Origin of the sequence: Alteromonas sp. KUL42 (assembly GCF_006538325.1) — a bacterium.
Taxonomy (GTDB): domain Bacteria; phylum Pseudomonadota; class Gammaproteobacteria; order Enterobacterales; family Alteromonadaceae; genus Alteromonas.
In genome coordinates this window covers 1-17,171 of sequence record NZ_BJKK01000022.1, presented here as the reverse complement: position 1 = coordinate 17,171, position 17,171 = coordinate 1, and the positions used below count along the sequence as shown (strand labels likewise).

Genomic DNA, 17,171 nt, shown 5'->3' with positions numbered 1-17,171 from the left:
CACCAAGTCGCCGTCCAAAACGGTAAAACGAGCAGATTGAATGATCTCATATCGCCCGATCCCCCGTATTAATAAAAGTTAATTTTAGCGTTATTTTATTCATATTTTTCCTAATGATGTGGAAAAAATAGTAGTGCGCGCTTCTTTGCATGGTTGAATTGACCAGTAGAACCAGCTAATTGTGAGGTGTTAAATGGCAAATCAGCACGAATCTGATGTAATTGATGGAGTAATTGAAGAAGTACAAGATGTCGTTTCAGATTTTCTCAACAGAGAAGCTGCTCCCGGTATTCTGCTCATGATGGCGACGGTACTTGCTCTTATCATTGCGAACTCACCAATAGAATCAATTTACGATCAACTTATCACCTTACCCGTGCAAATTTCAGCGGGAACATGGGCAATCGACAAGCCATTATTATTGTGGATAAACGATGGCCTTATGGCGGTATTTTTCTTTCATGTTGGCCTTGAACTCAAAAGAGAAATTTGCGAAGGCGAGCTTTCTGATCCCAAGCAAATTGTGTTACCTGCCGCAGGCGCCCTTGGCGGTATGCTGATACCGGCCTTAATTTACGTTGGAATTAACTGGAACAACCCCGTTGCCGTTGCAGGCTGGGCCATACCTGCCGCCACAGATATTGCCTTCGCATTAGGAATATTGGCATTGCTTGGTAGCCGTGTACCCACCGCATTGAAAGTTTTTTTAGTAACATTAGCCATTATCGATGATATCGGCGCCATTGTTATTATTGCACTTTTCTACACTGAGCAAATTACTGCGAGTGCGCTGTACATCGCTGCGGGTTGCTTAATAGTGCTTTGGCAAATGAATCGACGCAATATTGTCGACATTCCCGCTTATGTCTTTGTAGGAACGGTACTTTGGGTTGCTATGTTGAAGTCTGGTGTTCATGCCACACTTGCCGGTGTAGTGCTGGCTGGGTTTATTCCGATGCGCGACGTAAAAGACACATCATATTCACCTGTTACACGTCTTGAACACGCGCTAAATGGCGTAGTCAGCTTCGCTATTCTGCCCTTGTTTGCATTTGCAAACGCAGGCGTTAATTTCGGGAATATCAGCCCTGAGGGTATTTTCCATCCCGTAACCTTTGGCATCTTTCTGGGGCTTGTTGTTGGAAAGCAAGTTGGCGTATTCGGCTTTTGCTACGTCATGATCAAAATGAATATTGCCAAGCTCCCAACCGACCTTAACTTGAAACATATTTACGGCTGCGCACTGCTGTGTGGTGTGGGCTTCACCATGAGTTTATTTATCGGCGGCCTGGCATTTGCGCAAACGGGTATCAATCAAATTTTTGATGAAAGGGTTGGAATTCTCGCAGGCTCTTTAGTTTCAGCCGTTTTGGGATACGCGGTACTGAGAATGGTCAGTGACGCTGACAACGAGGGCACTGAAAAAGCCTCAAACGCGAGCAATCTCACGGGCAATACAGTCAAATAGCACTTTTTTGCGGATGGGCTTGCTAAGATGTGTGTTCATTCCGGCCGCGATACAAGCGGCCTTGTCTTCAGAGAAGGCGTTAGCAGTTAGCGCAATAATGATAATATTGTCCTTATTGCGCCCTTCTCGTCTTATTTTTTTGGTTGCCGAATAGCCATCCATTACTGGCATTTGGCAGTCCATCAAGACCACATCAAAATCATATCTTTTCTCTGCTTTGACTGCTTCGGCTCCATTGACGGCCCGTATACACTTAACATTCTCAGAAGCAAGCATTTCCATCACAATACTTGCGTTAATATCATTGTCTTCTGCCAATAATATACGCAGTTTATCAGGTAGCGTAAGTACTGTCTGAGGGGCTACTTTAGCCACAGGTTTGCCATGCGAGCACGGTAAGGTAAATGTAAATGTTGTACCTTGCCCAACTATACTATCCACGCCTAGTTCGCCACCCATAAGCGCTATTAGCCCTTTGGATATGGCTAAACCTAACCCCGTACCGCCAAAGTCACGGGTAATTGATGCATCTGCTTGCTCAAATTTATCAAAAATAACATTGAGCTTGTTGCTTTCAATACCCACGCCGGTGTCTTGAACAGCAACCTTTAATTGCCCTGAGTTATAACTTGCATTAACCGAAACCTTACCTTGGCGTGTGAACTTCACCGCATTGCTCAGTAAGTTATTCAGTATTTGACTGAGTTTTACCGTATCAATATTGAGGAGCTCTGGCACATCGTCACTGACGTCAAGTTCAATGCTGACCCCTTTGGCTTCTGCGGTAAATCGATATAAGTCACATGACGCATTAATTAGCGCTTTAATTTCCGTGCTGGTAATGTCTAACTGCATTTTACCAGACTCGATTTTCGACCAATCGAGAATACTGTCTAATATCATCAATAAATTATTAGCCGAACGTGCGATTGTCTCAGCGCGCGCTTCAACGTGGCTGGGGAGTTCGTTTTCAAGAATGAGTTCACAGGAACCAATAATGCCATTCATAGGTGTTCTTATTTCGTGACTCATATTAGCCAAGAATTGTGTTTTTGCTGTATTGGCAGCCTCAGCCTCTTTTAAAGCAAGGGCTAGATGCTGTGTTTTCTCATCAATTCTTGCTTCAAGTAATTGATTGAATTTACTCAGCTCAACATTCAAATGTTGCTCGTTGTTTCGCGCTTTTTCTAGTTCATCAAACGCATCGAGTAACCTCTTCTCCAAACTCATAAATTCATCACTGAGGGAAGCAAGCTCTTGAATATGCAATGATAACTGGGGCACTTTTGATTGTGTTTTCTGAGATGGCTTGAATTCGGCAATATATGCAACGAGTCGACGAATAGGCGCCCCTACCATTCTAGCAACCACATAACCCGTGAAGGTGCCAAAAGCAGACAGTGCTAATAGCAATAAAAGATCTTTGAGTAAGTACCTACTGAGAAGCGACAGTAATCGCCGAGTGTCATAGTAATAGCTAATCTTCCAATCAACCGAAGACAAGTCTGCCGCAAACCTAAGCCAAACCTTACCCAAAGGACCATCTTTTACTTCTGGAGAGCAATTGGGCTCACAGCCGTACAGTGGTGCTTTTGATAAAGGTGTAATATCCAGACCTGAAGATGCGTAGATCACTTCCCCCTTAGCACCTTCGATTAACATCAAAAAGCCCGGTAAATTTAATGCATCAATGCTCTGAAAGCTCTTTAACGACAATGACCCTTCGACAATTCCCTTAGGGATACCATCTTTGTTCATAATTGGTGCAGATATTGCGATAATGGGATCGTTGCCAAATCCCGAGCCCTGAAAGGCGTTAGAGAGGTAGGGTTGGCCTGATTGCATGACTTCATAAAAATACGGTCGATAGGCGACATTGGGAAAACCATCCATGATGGCTTTTTGTAACAAAGACGGCGGATACGCCTGGGTAATATCACCGTCTTTATCAGCAACAAGAAACGTTAAAAACTCAGGATTTTGCGAGGCAAGTATTCCCAACTGAGCATCAGCTGCTTCGTTAAAATTCGGGCTAAGTGCTTCATTTGATAAAACCTGAGCAGCCCCTGTAACCGCATTTTTATGCCTGCGAATAAAATCGGAAAGCTGATATTCAAGAACCTGCGTACGCTGCGACATGTATCGGTGAATTTGGCTTTCTTGCTGATGTTGGAACAGAGTGACTGACAAGTAAATTACCGCCATTGATGCCACAAAAAAACTGCCAGAGAAAAAATACCCGAGTAAGAAATGCAAACTAACGCGTTCAGACTTAAGCGATGCTTTTTGTCTAAAGCCGACCGCAGCTATGTGAGCAAAATGTCCAGTGAGAAGGCCAAACACCCCACTAATCCAAGTAACTAACACACCAGAAAACAACACATTAGCATTGTCACCATCGTACAATGCATGCTCAAGAACTAAAATGGGAAGAAAGACAATAGACCAAAACCCGCCCCCTACTTTGATGACTTGCTTCATCGATTTCTCGTACCCAAATAAGCTAATAACAAGCGGAAGCAAAGTCAGGCTTTCTTTACCGACGATACTGCCGTTATTGAGCCACAATGGCGCACTTATGATGAGAGAAATAGGTATAGATAAATAAGGAGAAAATCGCAGAGCAGCATAAACCGCAACGCCCATGCCAAAAACGGCAAGGCCACTACTATCAAAAGGAGGTGGAATAAAATTAAGACCTGTACCTAAAGCACAGGTCAATATCGCATGAAGCGCCAGAGACCATGAAAATAAAGAGGGGTTTAATTTCACATTCAGTCTCCGGCCCTATCGCTTAGTGCTTAGCCATATAGTCTAAGGTGAAATTGGTTAGCAACTTCACGCCAAGCTTCATACCCGAATCGTCCACATAGAACTCAGGAGTATGATGTGCTGGGCTGTCTTCTTCACTTACATCCAGTGGCTTGCCACCAACCCACACATACAAACCAGGTACTTGCTCTTGAAAGAATGAAAAATCTTCTGCACCAGTTACAGGTTTAGACAACAAGGTATTTTCAACACCCGCCGTACGCTGCATTGTAGGAAGCATTTGTTGGGTTAGCTCTGGGTCGTTATAAGTAATAGGGTAATAGTAGTCTAGCGGCAAAGTTAATTCCGCCTCAGCGCCCATACTTTCTGCAATAGCTTTTACTTTTCGTGGTAATGCTTCATATATGTGCTCACGAGCCGCTTTGTTCAGAGTACGAATTGTACCCACCATTTCAACTTCACTAGGAATAATGTTGGAGCGGTTTCCGCCGTGAATGGAGCCAATAGATACTACTGCTGCATCATCTATAAGTTTAAGCTCTCGACTGACAATAGTCTGGATAGACATGATCATTTGTGCTGAAGTAACAATTGGATCCACACTCTTCCATGGATATGCACCATGCGCTTGTTTACCATGAACTACAATTTTGAATGGGTCCACCGCAGCCATGGTTCCGCCAGAGTTATAACGCACCGTGCCCACATCGGTATTTGCGCTAATGTGGAGGCCAAAAATGGCGTCAACATCAGGGTTTTTAAGTACCCCTTCCTTTACCATAACTTCAGCACCACCTTTTTCGCCAGCAGGAGCACCCTCTTCGGCAGGCTGAAAAATAAACTTCACTTTACCTTTCAATTCACCTTTGATGTCAGTCAGTATTTTTGCCGCGCCCATAAGCATAGCCATATGTGTATCGTGGCCACATGCGTGCATAACAGGTACCTCTTTGCCGTTGTACTCACCCAATTGATTTGAGCGATAAGACAAAGCACTTTCTTCTTTTACAGGCAATCCATCCATATCGGCACGCAATGCCACAACAGGACCCGGTTTACCCGAATCTAAAATAGCCACAACCCCAGTTTTAGCCACACCAGTTTGTACCTGGAGCCCAAGACTCTTTAAATAAGACGCAACATACTCTGCGGTTTTGAATTCGCGGTTTGAAAGCTCTGGGAACTCGTGAAAATGGTGGCGCCAGCTAATTACATCCGCTTCTACCTTACTTGCCAATGCGTCGACATCAACCGTGTTAGCAGAAGCAACTGAAAGCGACATTGCCCCAGCCACCGCAATTGAAAGCATTTTCCGGTACATAATAATTATTTCCTTTGGTGTTTTTAGACAGAGTAGATCATCTTGAATAAGAAAACATCATTAAGAGTGAATGCCTTACCGACTACTTTTTAAAATTTATAGCGCTATCAAGAGGCTTATTTTGTACACGAACCATAGTTTTCAATTAACCTACGCAGCAATAATGAACACTACAGGCACCTGAAAAATATCGTATAAGTGAGAACAAATGTATTAGACACTAGTATAAATCAGATCATTTATGCGTCTGCTGTAATCTGTACCCATTCCCTCGTAAAGTGACAATTTCAATACCAGATTGAGGCGGCATTTTCTGTCTTAGTCGACTTATGTACACGTCGACAATGTTCGTCAGTGGGTCACTGTTGCTTTGCCACACGCGGCTTAGGATACGCTCTCGGGTGAGCAGTTTATTTTGCGACTCCATAAGATATTGCAATAGATTAAATTCAATATTGGTCAAACTAAGCTCGTGAAAGCCTGTATTTTCATCGAATGACTTGGCTATTCGTGCATCCAAATCAAGTTCAATATTGCCACAACGCAAGGCTTTCGCACTAGTCTCATGATTGCTCTTTGCTCGCCGACAAAGCGCGTTAACCCTAGCAATCAACTCATCAAAGTCAAAAGGCTTACATAAATAATCATCAGCCCCTTTATCCAACCCTGCTATTTTTTCTATAACATCGTCCAGTGCAGTTAGAAGCAAAACCATTGGAGAATGTGGTAGTCGCTTGAGTCTTTCGATAATATTAATACTGTCTTCATCATTAAACATTCTATCTAAAATGATGACATCTGGTTGCTCACGCCTTGCGTGGGTTTCTACATTGTGCAGTTGCAACTCTTTCGTACACTCGAACCCTTCAACACATAGCCCGCGATATAAGAAATTAACGAGTGATTCTTCGTCATCAGCAATCAACACTTTCATTCAACAAACTCCAGTGGCATATGAATAATAAATGTACTCCCCTCGCCTAACATTGAATGAACATCAATACGTCCACCGTGCGCCTCTATAATCGCTTTTGCAATAGCAAGACCTAACCCCATGCCTTCAGCTTTGTGCTTAAACCGAACAAAGCGTTCAAATATGTGGTTAATATCAGATGGCGAAATTCCCTCACCGAAATCCTGTATTTTAATAACAGCCATTTGGTTTTGTTGTTCAGCTTTCACACTAACGTGAGTATCTGCTTTTGAATATTTACATGCATTGTCCAGTATAATTGAAACAACCTGCCGAAAACGTTGCTCATCAAAACTCAACGCTACGTTTTTCATTGCCTCATCTACGTGTAAGCTAAATTTGCGCTCGGGATAAACACGTTGCCACTGCTCAATTTGCTGCTGTAAAAACACTTCCAGTACATGCTTTGCTTTATCGAGCTTTAACTGGTTCAATTCCGCTCTCGCCAATAATAGAAGGTCATCTACCAGCTCACTTAAATTAACCGCCTGGGTCAGAATTGAACTAAGTGTTTCGCGATAAACATCTTGTGAAGTCGACTGCTGACGCAAGGTAACTTGTGCCTCACCACGAATAATAGTCAGAGGCGTTCTAAGCTCGTGAGATATATCAGCCAAAAACTGACGCCTTCTAGCATCTACCTTAGTAAGCTGCTCGTTCACTTCTGAGATTTCTCGTGTACGCTTTTCTACTTTAAACTCAAGCTCCTTTCTAGACTGGCGCTCTTTCTGTTCATGCTCTGCCAGTCGCGATGCGAGTCGATTTAGGTTCTCAACCAATATTGTAAATTCACTGTCTAACGTCTCTGGTAAGCGCTGTTTGTAATCTCCTGATGCAATGGCTTTTGTTCCATTATTGATAAGCGCAAGGGGTTGGTACAACTGGTTGAACAACCAATAGCAGGCAAAAAGTATTAGCGGCATTGCAAACACACTAATTCCTATAGAAAACCATAAAATGGCAGTATTCAACATCTCAATTCTTGCATTTATTGAGGTCACTACATTACCTTGGCGAACCACGGCTGCATTGATTGCTTCTCTGAACTCATTGTCTATCTTAACTTCGAGTAAGTACTGTAAGCGGTTTTGTAACGCCGACGACTTATCCCAGTCTTCCGTCGCTATTGCATTGAACTCGTCAATAATTTCGTTGATAAGCGCCATCAAATCATCGGTATCTTCGACACTGCCGTCAGTAATAGCTTTACCCAGCGCATGGCGTTGCTGCACCTCAAGTACTCTAATTTTGCTAAGCGATTGCTCGATAAGTGCTTGTTTATTGCGAATAACCGCTTGATTGGCATTTTTTCCAAACAGTAATTCATCGGTAAGCTGTTTGAACATCCGATAGGAAATGCTGCTTAAATTTTGATGCTCTGATAGCAGTGTTTGTGCAGTTGTGGTTTGTGTGAGATTCGCACGTGTCATGTACGCTGAGATGGCGGTACATACCAACGATATCATCATTATCAAGCCAGATATTACACCAAAGACATATATCTTGCGTTTGTACATAAGCCAAGCCTATAAATCATTTTCTTCAGTCGACGAGAATGCACTGGTATCAAAGTTAATTGCATTTACACCGTTGAGCTTTGGCTTTGCAAATAGAAAGCCCTGAAATTTTTGAACACCTACATTATAAAGCCATAACCACTCTTCAAATGACTCTACGCCCTCTACAATAAGATGACTGCCCGTTGCGTTAGCAAACTCAAATACCGCTTGTAATATGGCCTGTCTCGGCCCGTTTTCATGAATTCCTCTGGTAATAGCACGATCAAGCTTTATTTTGTCCGGCATAAAATCAGCCAAGAGCGACAAGCCGGCGTAACCAGCACCAAAGTCATCTAGCGCTAACCGAATACCAGAAGAGCGTAAACTGTCGACGGCTGTGTAAAAAGCATCGCTTTCTTTAACCATTTCACTTTCTGTAACTTCGACTATCAGCTGCTCAGGTGCTAGTTTTACAGCCTCCAAATACCGTATCAGTTGCTCTGCGACATTTGACGTATGGGTTATCGCGCCTGGAAGTAGATTAACTGATAACGCCTGACCTGGCTTTAGAAGCTTGGCGCCTTGAGCAATAGCTACGGCTTTGGACTTGAGATCGAAAACATACCGCTCAGATTCTGACAACGAGGATAAAAATACATCCGGAAAGGCTCCATCTGGTGTGCGAAGTAGCGCTTCCAATGAAGAAATAACACCATTTTTTATATCTACTATAGGTTGGAATGCAAATTGAATTTCACTATTGGGAAATGCGTCGACAACACGCTCTTCGATGAACAGAGTGCGCTTTAGCTTCGACCTATATTCCGCGGATACACAATTACGCCATTGGCCAGTAGCGAAACTATTTAACAGAAAAAAAGCTCGGCTATCGCGACGAATTTTGAGACCTGAGGGTAACCAGTAGCAATTATTATGGTGATTGAAAACAAAGGGCTTTAAGCTCCACTTACCAAACTCTCGTTGCCTAATTGTGGTATCCAGTACCTTAATAATATTGGTATGACGAGCATCTGACTTTAAGTGTTCAAATAATAACAGGATTGAGTCACTGGCTCCTTCAAGGACTTGAAAGAAAAACTCTCCGTCAAAGAGAAGTAAACCCGTAATGTCATGCGCGGTGTTAAAAGGTAGTGAGTCATCGACAATCTTTCTGATGTCTTCATCTGTCATAGGCGTAGTCGCACGGCTTCGATATATTAACTGTCTTAACACGGCTTACCTCAACTCACGTCATGTTGGCTTTAAATCGCTTAAAATACATACGCTAAAATGGTCGAAAGTGTTTATTTATGGCGAATATAATTTTGGTATTCAGCCTCATAGAATTATGTGACGTCTTCAGTCTAGTTCAAATTCAGCGTTTTAATCTTCTATTAATGTTCCCTTAAAGCTTTATTCAAGCGAGAACTTTACGCTTTAGTCAAACGCTCTCAGAAATTAGGGAGCCGTAAACATTAAATGTAAAGTGATAAGAAGGTACTGCTATGAAATATACAATTGCTAAAAGATTACTTGCTATCTCTGCTGCGTCACTAGTTTTAACCGGCTGCTCTACTGCCCACTCTAAGAACTTTAGTAGTGCACCAGAGATGGTCGATTCAGGTTCAACGCCAATCTCGGCACACAGTCAGTTGCTTTATGCAGAGGAGTGTATTTCTGAAAGGGAAGTGGTTAACGCGCAAAAAATGTGGGGAGACGGTATTGTAAATATTGGCGCGACCTATTCAGCAAATGGTGATTACACCACTGCGGCAGCAGACTTTATTCAAGAAATGTATGGATACGATCTAAGTAGTGTACTCTTTAAGCCGACATTAGCGGCAAAAGCGCAATTTAGGTCTAGCTTTGATGCTGCTCTTTCTTATTTTGTCGGGGGAAACGAAGCTTATGCAGAGGACAAAGGGTTTGCCATAAAGCCTTACACCAACGTTAAATTTGATAATGTTGGGATAATTAACAACAGTTGTCGGATGGCGGTTGCAATGGGGAACTACTATTTTACTGACACAAAAGGCGATGAAACAAAGGTAGAGTACACCTTCGCCTATGTAAAGGATAAGTTAGGTAAACTTAGGATCGTAGCACACCAATCATCATTACCATACAACCCCTCATAAACAAAAAACACGCCAAACAATTAAGTTTGGCGTGTTTTACTAACGCGTCATAAAAACTACTTTAACGTTGCTTTACGCTACCATTGCAGCTTGAAGCTTTTTCATCGCATTCTTTTCAATTTGACGAACACGCTCTGCTGAAACTTGGTATTTATCAGCAAGGTCTTGCAACGTAATTTTATTGTCAGCCAACCAGCGTGTTTCAATAATGTCTTGGCTACGCTCATCTAGCGTTTTAATTGCCGAATACAACCGCTTACTTGCCGCAGTATCCCAATCGCTATTAATAACGTCAGTCTCAACATCAGAAGATTTATCTTCTAAATACTGAACAGGAGCAAAATTGCCAGTTTCATCTTCGTCAGCCGTTAGGTCAAATGCTTGATCTTGGCTACTCATACGCGCTTCCATTTGAAGCACTTCTTTCGTACTTACTCCAAGTTCATCCGCTACGGTTTGAACTTCGTCATGAGTAAACCAACCTAAACGCTTTTTCGCCTTACGTAAGTTGAAAAACAATTTACGTTGCGCTTTGGTTGTTGCGACTTTAACGATTCGCCAGTTCTTTAATACAAATTCGTGGATTTCGGCTTTGATCCAATGCACTGCGAAAGACACCAAACGCACACCCACTGTTGGGTCGAAACGCTTTACCGCTTTCATCAGACCGATGTTGCCTTCTTGAATTAAGTCAGCTTGCGGTAGACCGTAGCCTGAATATGACTTCGCAATGTGCACAACAAAACGAAGGTGCGACATAACCAGCTTGCGAGCAGCTTGTAAGTCTTCATCTTCGCGTAGGCGCACTGCCAACTCGCGCTCTTCTTCAGCGCTGAGCATATCAATGCTACTCACAGCTTGAATATAACCTTCAATGCTGCCGCTGTGTGGCACTGACAGAGCCATAGATTGCAAATTGTTGCTCATTGTTCACCTCTTCAATAACCGCTTCATGTTAGCAAACTAACCAAAGCTGCGCGAGACCTAATTAAGATATGAAATAAATCCGGTATGTAGGTATAGAGACACTTTCTAAAATATCAAGACCTCTGACATAAAAAAAACGTTCAGAATTTTTTGCTAAGCCAAAAGCACTATCAGCTTTTAAACTCACCAACTTTTAAATTCACACTGTGCGACAAGACGCCACACCCTTCACCGAATTTTACACACCCTGCATTATACTTTTATTACGCGGAATCACTGAAGCGTTAATCTCATAGAAATGAACTTCAGCGATTATTTTTTTGCACTTTTGACGCATGCAGGGTGTTTTAAATCTTGCTTTACTAATGTCATTATCATATACCTTGCTTTTCTTAGACGAAACTGAAAATAATAGAACGAAACAATCGATCTTTTGCATATCACTACCGCTGTAACGTTTTACCTAGACACTAACGAATAATGAAAAAAGTCGAAGTATTGGTAATACGATAAGTGCAGCAAAGAGGAATTTGATGTTTGCTTATGTTGCTAGACAACCCATTTTTGATGTAAATCGCGAGGTTTACGCCTACGAGCTGCTATTTAGAATTGGAGAAGATAACTGCTTCCCCGACATTCCGCCTGATGAAGCAACCTCCAAGATCCTTACATCAACCCATCTCAGCTTGGGTATAGAAGAGATCACCGGCGATAAAAAAGCCTTTATCAATTTTCACCGCGACACATTAATGTTCCGCTTCCCCACATCGCTCGATGCTAACAAAGTGGTTATTGAAGTAGTTGAAACAGTGGAAGTTGACGACGAGTTAGTGGCGGCGTGCAAACATATTCGCGGTTTGGGCTATCCCATAGCATTAGACGACTACGATATGAAAGGTAAGTGGGAAGCGTTCATACCTTTCACCAGCGTTGTCAAAATTGATATCACTGAAATTCCACACGATGAAATTCCCGCATTAGTCAGCCGTTTCAAGTCTAATGGCATAAAGTTGGTGGCAGAGAAGATTGAAACCTATGAGGAATACAGAAAGTTCAAAGATATGGGCTTTGACTATTTTCAGGGCTATTTTTTAGCCAAACCAGAAATAGTCAGGCATCGCAAAATAGGCCCAAGTGGTTTAACTATGATGCAGCTGCTAACGCTGAGCAGCCAACCCAAACTCAACTTCGATGAAGTGAACAAAATTATTGAAAGGGACCCCTCTCTTACTTATTTACTGTTGCGCTTTATCAATAACCCACTAGTAAACAAGCGACATAAAATTACGTCGTTAAAGCATGCTTTGACTTTCATGGGTGAAGTTGAAGTTAAGAAGTTCATATCATTGCTAGCTCTTGCTAATTTAAACGAAGGTCAGCCTACCGAATTAATGCAAATGGCACTTGTACGGGCTAAATTCTGTGAGTTGATCTATACACAAATTCATCCTAACGATAACCCTCTGACAGGTTTCCTTACGGGTTTATTGTCGTTATTAGATGCCATGATGGAGCAAAGTATTGAAGACCTCGTCAGCAAGGTGCCTATTAGCGATGCAGTAAAAGACGCCCTTTGCGGACAACCCGGTTTATTAAGAAACTGCCTAACACTGACGCAGTATTTTGAGCGAGCGAAGTGGGCAGGTATTCAACAGTTTGCAGCAAAATACGAGTTAAAACAAAGTCTATTACATAGTTATTATAACGAAGCAATTAAATGGGCTAAGCATATGCACAATGTAACGACCAGTGACTCCAAGGATTAGAGTTTGGTTAAGGTTTAACGCCCAATAACCGATATATATAACAATATAGTTGTTAAATCGCGTTTTCGTATCATACACTAAAACATTAGTGTGTATTTTTAGCTCATTAATTTACGAAATTAAAAAAGCGATGCTTATAAACTCTGTGGAATGGCATGCCGCCCATATGATTAGGTGTCGACTGAACCATGTTGGAGCTGTGTTGAATTATGTTCGCGTTTATCGCACGTCAACCTATATTGGATGCAGGCAAAAGTGTTTTTGCTTATGAATTACTTTTCAGGGATGGAAAGAACGGCAGTTATCCAATTCACGATGAAAAAAAATCTAAATACATTGCCGAACAATTTCATCCGTTGGGCCTTGATGATATTTGTGGAGAAAAGTCGTCTTTTATTACCTTCTCCTCTGAGACGCTGATTTCTCGATTTCCAACCACGCTTAATCCAGATAGGGTTATTGTTGAACTAGCTGACCCAACCGACAATACGGTAGCCCTGTTTGAGGCGTGTCAGCACATTAAACAAATGGGCTTCAAACTGGCGATTGACGACCCGATGATGGTCGGTACTCAACACGATATCTTCCCGCTTATTGATATTGTAAAAGTGGATGTATCAAAAACCCGTTTTGATACTATCGAAAAACAAATCTCCCGTTATCACGATGCAAATGTAAAGCTTGTTGCAGAGCAAGTGAATACACAAGACAACTTCTCAATTTGTGTCGACTTGGGCTTTGACCTATTTCAAGGGTACTTTTTTTCGCAGCCAGAAGCGCGCATTTTGCGAGAACTACCTGCTTCAAAGATGAATGTGGTCGATTTAATGGGGGAAAGCTCAAACCCCAGCTTTGACATCAAGCGCATTAGCGAAATCATTGAACGAGATGCCACTCTTAGCTTCTTGTTATTGAAATTCATCAACAACCCAACTATCAACAAGCGCTACAAAATAACGTCTTTAAAGCACGCCCTCAATTACATGGGTGAAGTAGAAATCAAGAAGTTTATCGCGCTGCTTAGCCTGACAAATTTAGGTGATGAAAAGCCTCTTGAAATCATTCATATGTCACTGGTTCGCGCTAAATTCTTTGATCTTTTGGCCGAGCGTCGAGGACTGAAAAACAACCCCCCTATCGCGTTTTTGGTTGGCTTATTTTCGCTACTCGAAGGGTTACTAGACCAATCGATGACCGACATTGTTAAGCAGTTACCTTTATCAGACGAAGTAAATGACGCTTTACTTGGTAAGAACATTGAAATGAATAACTACATGACACTGGTTAGATCGCTAGAGAGTGCGTTGTGGTTAAATGTAATTAAACAAGCAAAGATCTTAAACATCGACCAAAAACAGCTTCACGTACTGTACAACCAAGCTATTGTCTGGGGTAACGGTGTACGTAGCGCTATATCTTCGCACTACCCGCGCGCAATAGCGTAGAGCTTGCTCTAAATTGCGTTAGTTTGCTACCTAGCAAACTAACGCAGCCTGACTATTTAGGTTCTATTTGGCGTACATGGCGCTGAACCGATATTAGTGATCCCAGTAAACCCAGTAAAATCGACAATCCGAGCATCGTTAACAATGCAGACCCCGTTAGCCCTGTAATATAAAACTCTTTTTGATACAGGGAGGCAAAGGCGGTAATACTGCTGTCCATCCACCATAAAATAATGATGACAGCAAACCATGCTATTAACCCACCGAGTAAACCATACCAAAAACCGGTATAAAGAAATGGGCGATGAATAAAGGAATCGGTGGCGCCTACCAACTTCATTACTACAATTTCATCGTACTTATTCAATATGTTAAGTCGAATGGTATTACCAATAATCAAGACAACTGCAATAAAAAGTAACAAACCAATCAGCGTCACTAAGTCGCTTGCAATTTCAATAACAGCGTACAAGCGCTCAAGCCACTCAATGTCGAGTTTGCCAATATCAACTTCTCGTTGCTGTTTTAATTTATCCAGCAATGCTTTTGCTGCTGTAGGCGAAGCGTGCTTTTCTGCCGGTGTAACAAGTACCACATCTGGTAGCGGGTTTTTCTCTAAGTAAGCAATGGCATCGCCCAACCCAGATAAGTGTTGAAACTCTTTTAACGCATCGTCGGCAGGAATATACACCACGGTATCAATTTCAGACCATGTATTCAGACGAGCCACTAACTGCTGAGAACTGGTAGCACTTACATTAGGTTTTAGAAACAACGATATTTCAGACGCTTGCTCCCAACCCGCAGTAATTTTTTCGGTATTTTTCACCATGATATACAAGGTACTTGGCAAGGTAATACTTAGTCCCAGCACACCAATAGTCATCATAGAAGCTAGTGGCTGGCGCCATAGTTCACCTAAGCTAGACAATGCTTGTCGTACATGACTGACAAAGAACATGAAAATGACTTGAAGGAACCCAACTTTAGCCGATGATGCACCACGAGCGCGGCCTTTAAACAAAATACTCATGATTCATCTCCAGCAACAAATGTATCGTTCGTAAGCCCATCCGTTATCATCTGTCCTTGCTTAAGCGTTAATGTGCGATAGCGCATACGGGCAATAAGACCTAAATCATGAGTCGCGATAAGTACAGATACGCCAGCTTGATTAAAGTCTTCAAAAAGGCGAATTATCTCCATCGACAATTTGGGATCTAAGTTACCTGTGGGTTCGTCGGCCAACAATAAAGGCGGTTTGTTGACCACTGCTCGCGCAATACCGACACGCTGTTGCTCACCACCGGAAAGCGTAATAGGTAAACAGCGCATTTTGTCGCGAAGACCAACCATTTCGAGGGCTGCGTCGACACGCTTTCTAATTTCCTTGTGCGTATAGCCTTCAATAACTAAGGGAAGTGCGACATTGTCAAAGACCGATTTGTCCATTAACAGTTGATGACTTTGAAAAATCATACCGATATCACGGCGTATATAGGCAATGTCTCGACGGGTTATGGTATTAAGATCGTGACCATTGATGAGGACACGCCCAACAGTGGGGCGCTCCATAATACTGATAAGTTTAAGCAGTGTACTTTTACCTGCCCCCGAGTGACCAGTTAAAAATGCCATTTCACCTGGAGCAATGTGAAAGTTCACTTTGCTGAGCGCTCGCTGGCCACCGGGATAGGTTTTGCTTACCTGCTCAAACTTTATCATTATTTTTTCCCTACTGCTTTCCCTTATAACCTAATTAGCTCAGCTCTCTGGTGTTTCAATATCACTGAACAAGGCTTCAATAAAATCTTGGCCATCGAATTGACGCAAATCGTCAATGCCTTCGCCCACACCGATATACCTTATAGGAATTTCAAATTGATCGGCAATAGAGAAAATAACGCCACCTTTTGCAGTTCCGTCTAATTTGGTAAGGGTTATCCCAGTTAACCCAACCGCTTCGTTAAATAACTTAGCTTGGCTTACTGCATTTTGCCCTGTGCCTGCGTCCAACGTTAACATGACTTCATGAGGTGCATTGGGGTTTAGTTTCTTCATCACCCGCACCACTTTCTTAAGCTCTTCCATCAAATTATTTTTGTTCTGCAAGCGCCCAGCAGTGTCTGCAATAAGAATGTCGGTACCGCGCGACTTGGCCGCCTCTAGCGCATCATAAAGTACTGAAGCACTGTCAGCGCCAGTGTGTTGCGCTATCACAGGAATATTATTGCGCTCACCCCATACTTGTAATTGCTCTACTGCGGCAGCACGGAATGTATCCCCCGCAGCCAACATAACTTTTTTACCCTGTTGTTGGAACTGCTTAGCAAGCTTACCTATGGTGGTTGTCTTACCCACACCATTCACACCTACCATGAGGATTACGAAAGGCCCTTCTGATGTGTCATGAGCTTGTAATGCGTCTGAAAGTGGTTGATTCACTTTTGATAACATGCCGGCCATTTGCTGCTTCAAAATATCGAGCAATGCTTCTGCATCTTTGAGATCTTTACGCGAAGCGCTATCAGTGAGGTGATTAATTATCTTTTGTGTGGTGTCCATACCCACGTCAGCTACAAGAAGCTGAGTTTCAAGATCTTCGTACAGCTCATCGTCAATTGCCTTGCCTTTAAATAGGCTAACAATACCACTGCCCAAGTTCTCTTTAGTGCGCGATAGGCTCGCTTTCAAACGCGCGAAGAGTGACTTTTTCTCTTTGGGCTGTTCTTGCTGTGCTTGGGCTTCTGCTTCGGCCTTCGCTTGGGCTTCTGCTTCTGCCTTAGCTTGAGCCTCTGCTTCCGCCTTAGCTTGAGCCTCTGCTTCCGCTTTAGCTTGGGCTTCTGCTTGCGCTCTAGCTTG

13 protein-coding genes are annotated in these 17,171 nt (G+C 42.6%); 4 read left to right on the top strand and 9 right to left on the bottom strand.

The genetic code is table 11. The features are described 5' to 3' along the window. The first annotated feature begins 193 nt into the window (after nt 1-193). The gene (gene nhaA, locus EYR97_RS19645; protein WP_131095373.1) at nt 194-1,468 is read left to right on the top strand and encodes a Na+/H+ antiporter NhaA; all 1,275 of its coding nucleotides are present in this window, start codon (nt 194-196) and stop codon (nt 1,466-1,468) included. On the opposite strand, the gene EYR97_RS19640 is transcribed toward nhaA, so the two are convergent. From EYR97_RS19640 to EYR97_RS19620, 5 genes are all read right to left on the bottom strand, one after another. After that, nucleotides 1,430-4,240: an ATP-binding protein gene (locus tag EYR97_RS19640; RefSeq protein ID WP_131095372.1), complete on the bottom strand. Its 2,811-nt coding sequence runs from the start codon at nt 4,238-4,240 to the stop codon at nt 1,430-1,432. The genes nhaA and EYR97_RS19640 overlap by 39 nt on opposite strands. Nucleotides 4,241-4,262: 22 nt before the next feature. Next, entirely contained in the window at nt 4,263-5,561 is a 1,299-nt protein-coding gene (locus EYR97_RS19635) for an amidohydrolase (RefSeq protein ID WP_131095371.1), read from the bottom strand. 235 nt (nt 5,562-5,796) lie between these two features. Then, nucleotides 5,797-6,495, bottom strand: a complete 699-nt coding sequence (locus EYR97_RS19630) for a response regulator transcription factor (protein WP_131095370.1) — start codon at nt 6,493-6,495, stop codon at nt 5,797-5,799. After that, nucleotides 6,492-8,051, bottom strand: a complete 1,560-nt coding sequence (locus EYR97_RS19625; RefSeq protein WP_131095369.1) for a cell wall metabolism sensor histidine kinase WalK — start codon at nt 8,049-8,051, stop codon at nt 6,492-6,494. The genes EYR97_RS19630 and EYR97_RS19625 overlap by 4 nt, the downstream gene beginning before the upstream one ends. A gap of 9 nt (nt 8,052-8,060) precedes the next feature. Next, nucleotides 8,061-9,266, bottom strand: a complete 1,206-nt coding sequence (locus EYR97_RS19620) for a diguanylate phosphodiesterase (protein WP_131095368.1) — start codon at nt 9,264-9,266, stop codon at nt 8,061-8,063. A gap of 272 nt (nt 9,267-9,538) precedes the next feature. On the opposite strand from EYR97_RS19620, the gene EYR97_RS19615 reads away from it, so the two are divergent. Further along, complete coding sequence (locus EYR97_RS19615) at nt 9,539-10,171, top strand: phosphoribosyl-AMP cyclohydrolase (protein WP_131095367.1); 633 nt, start codon at nt 9,539-9,541, stop codon at nt 10,169-10,171. A 72-nt stretch (nt 10,172-10,243) separates the two neighbouring features. On the opposite strand, the gene rpoH is transcribed toward EYR97_RS19615, so the two are convergent. After that, entirely contained in the window at nt 10,244-11,098 is an 855-nt protein-coding gene (gene rpoH, locus EYR97_RS19610) for an RNA polymerase sigma factor RpoH (protein ID WP_131095366.1), read from the bottom strand. Between the two features lie 533 nt (nt 11,099-11,631). On the opposite strand from rpoH, the gene EYR97_RS19605 reads away from it, so the two are divergent. Together EYR97_RS19605 and EYR97_RS19600 are read left to right on the top strand one after the other, a co-directional pair. Further along, on the top strand, nt 11,632-12,864 hold the full coding sequence (locus tag EYR97_RS19605; RefSeq protein ID WP_131095365.1) for an EAL and HDOD domain-containing protein: 1,233 nt from the start codon (nt 11,632-11,634) through the stop codon (nt 12,862-12,864). A 209-nt stretch (nt 12,865-13,073) separates the two neighbouring features. Next, on the top strand, nt 13,074-14,309 hold the full coding sequence (locus tag EYR97_RS19600) for an EAL and HDOD domain-containing protein (RefSeq protein ID WP_131095364.1): 1,236 nt from the start codon (nt 13,074-13,076) through the stop codon (nt 14,307-14,309). Nucleotides 14,310-14,361: 52 nt separating this feature from the next. On the opposite strand, the gene ftsX is transcribed toward EYR97_RS19600, so the two are convergent. The 3 genes from ftsX to ftsY form a co-directional block, all read right to left on the bottom strand. Beyond that, complete coding sequence (gene ftsX / locus EYR97_RS19595) at nt 14,362-15,342, bottom strand: permease-like cell division protein FtsX (protein WP_131095363.1); 981 nt, start codon at nt 15,340-15,342, stop codon at nt 14,362-14,364. Beyond that, nucleotides 15,339-16,034, bottom strand: a complete 696-nt coding sequence (gene ftsE / locus EYR97_RS19590; RefSeq protein WP_131095362.1) for a cell division ATP-binding protein FtsE — start codon at nt 16,032-16,034, stop codon at nt 15,339-15,341. The genes ftsX and ftsE overlap by 4 nt, the downstream gene beginning before the upstream one ends. A 39-nt stretch (nt 16,035-16,073) precedes the next feature. Then, nucleotides 16,074-17,171, bottom strand: a 1,098-nt coding sequence (ftsY, locus tag EYR97_RS19585) for a signal recognition particle-docking protein FtsY (RefSeq protein WP_131095361.1), incomplete at its 5' end; no start/stop codon positions are given.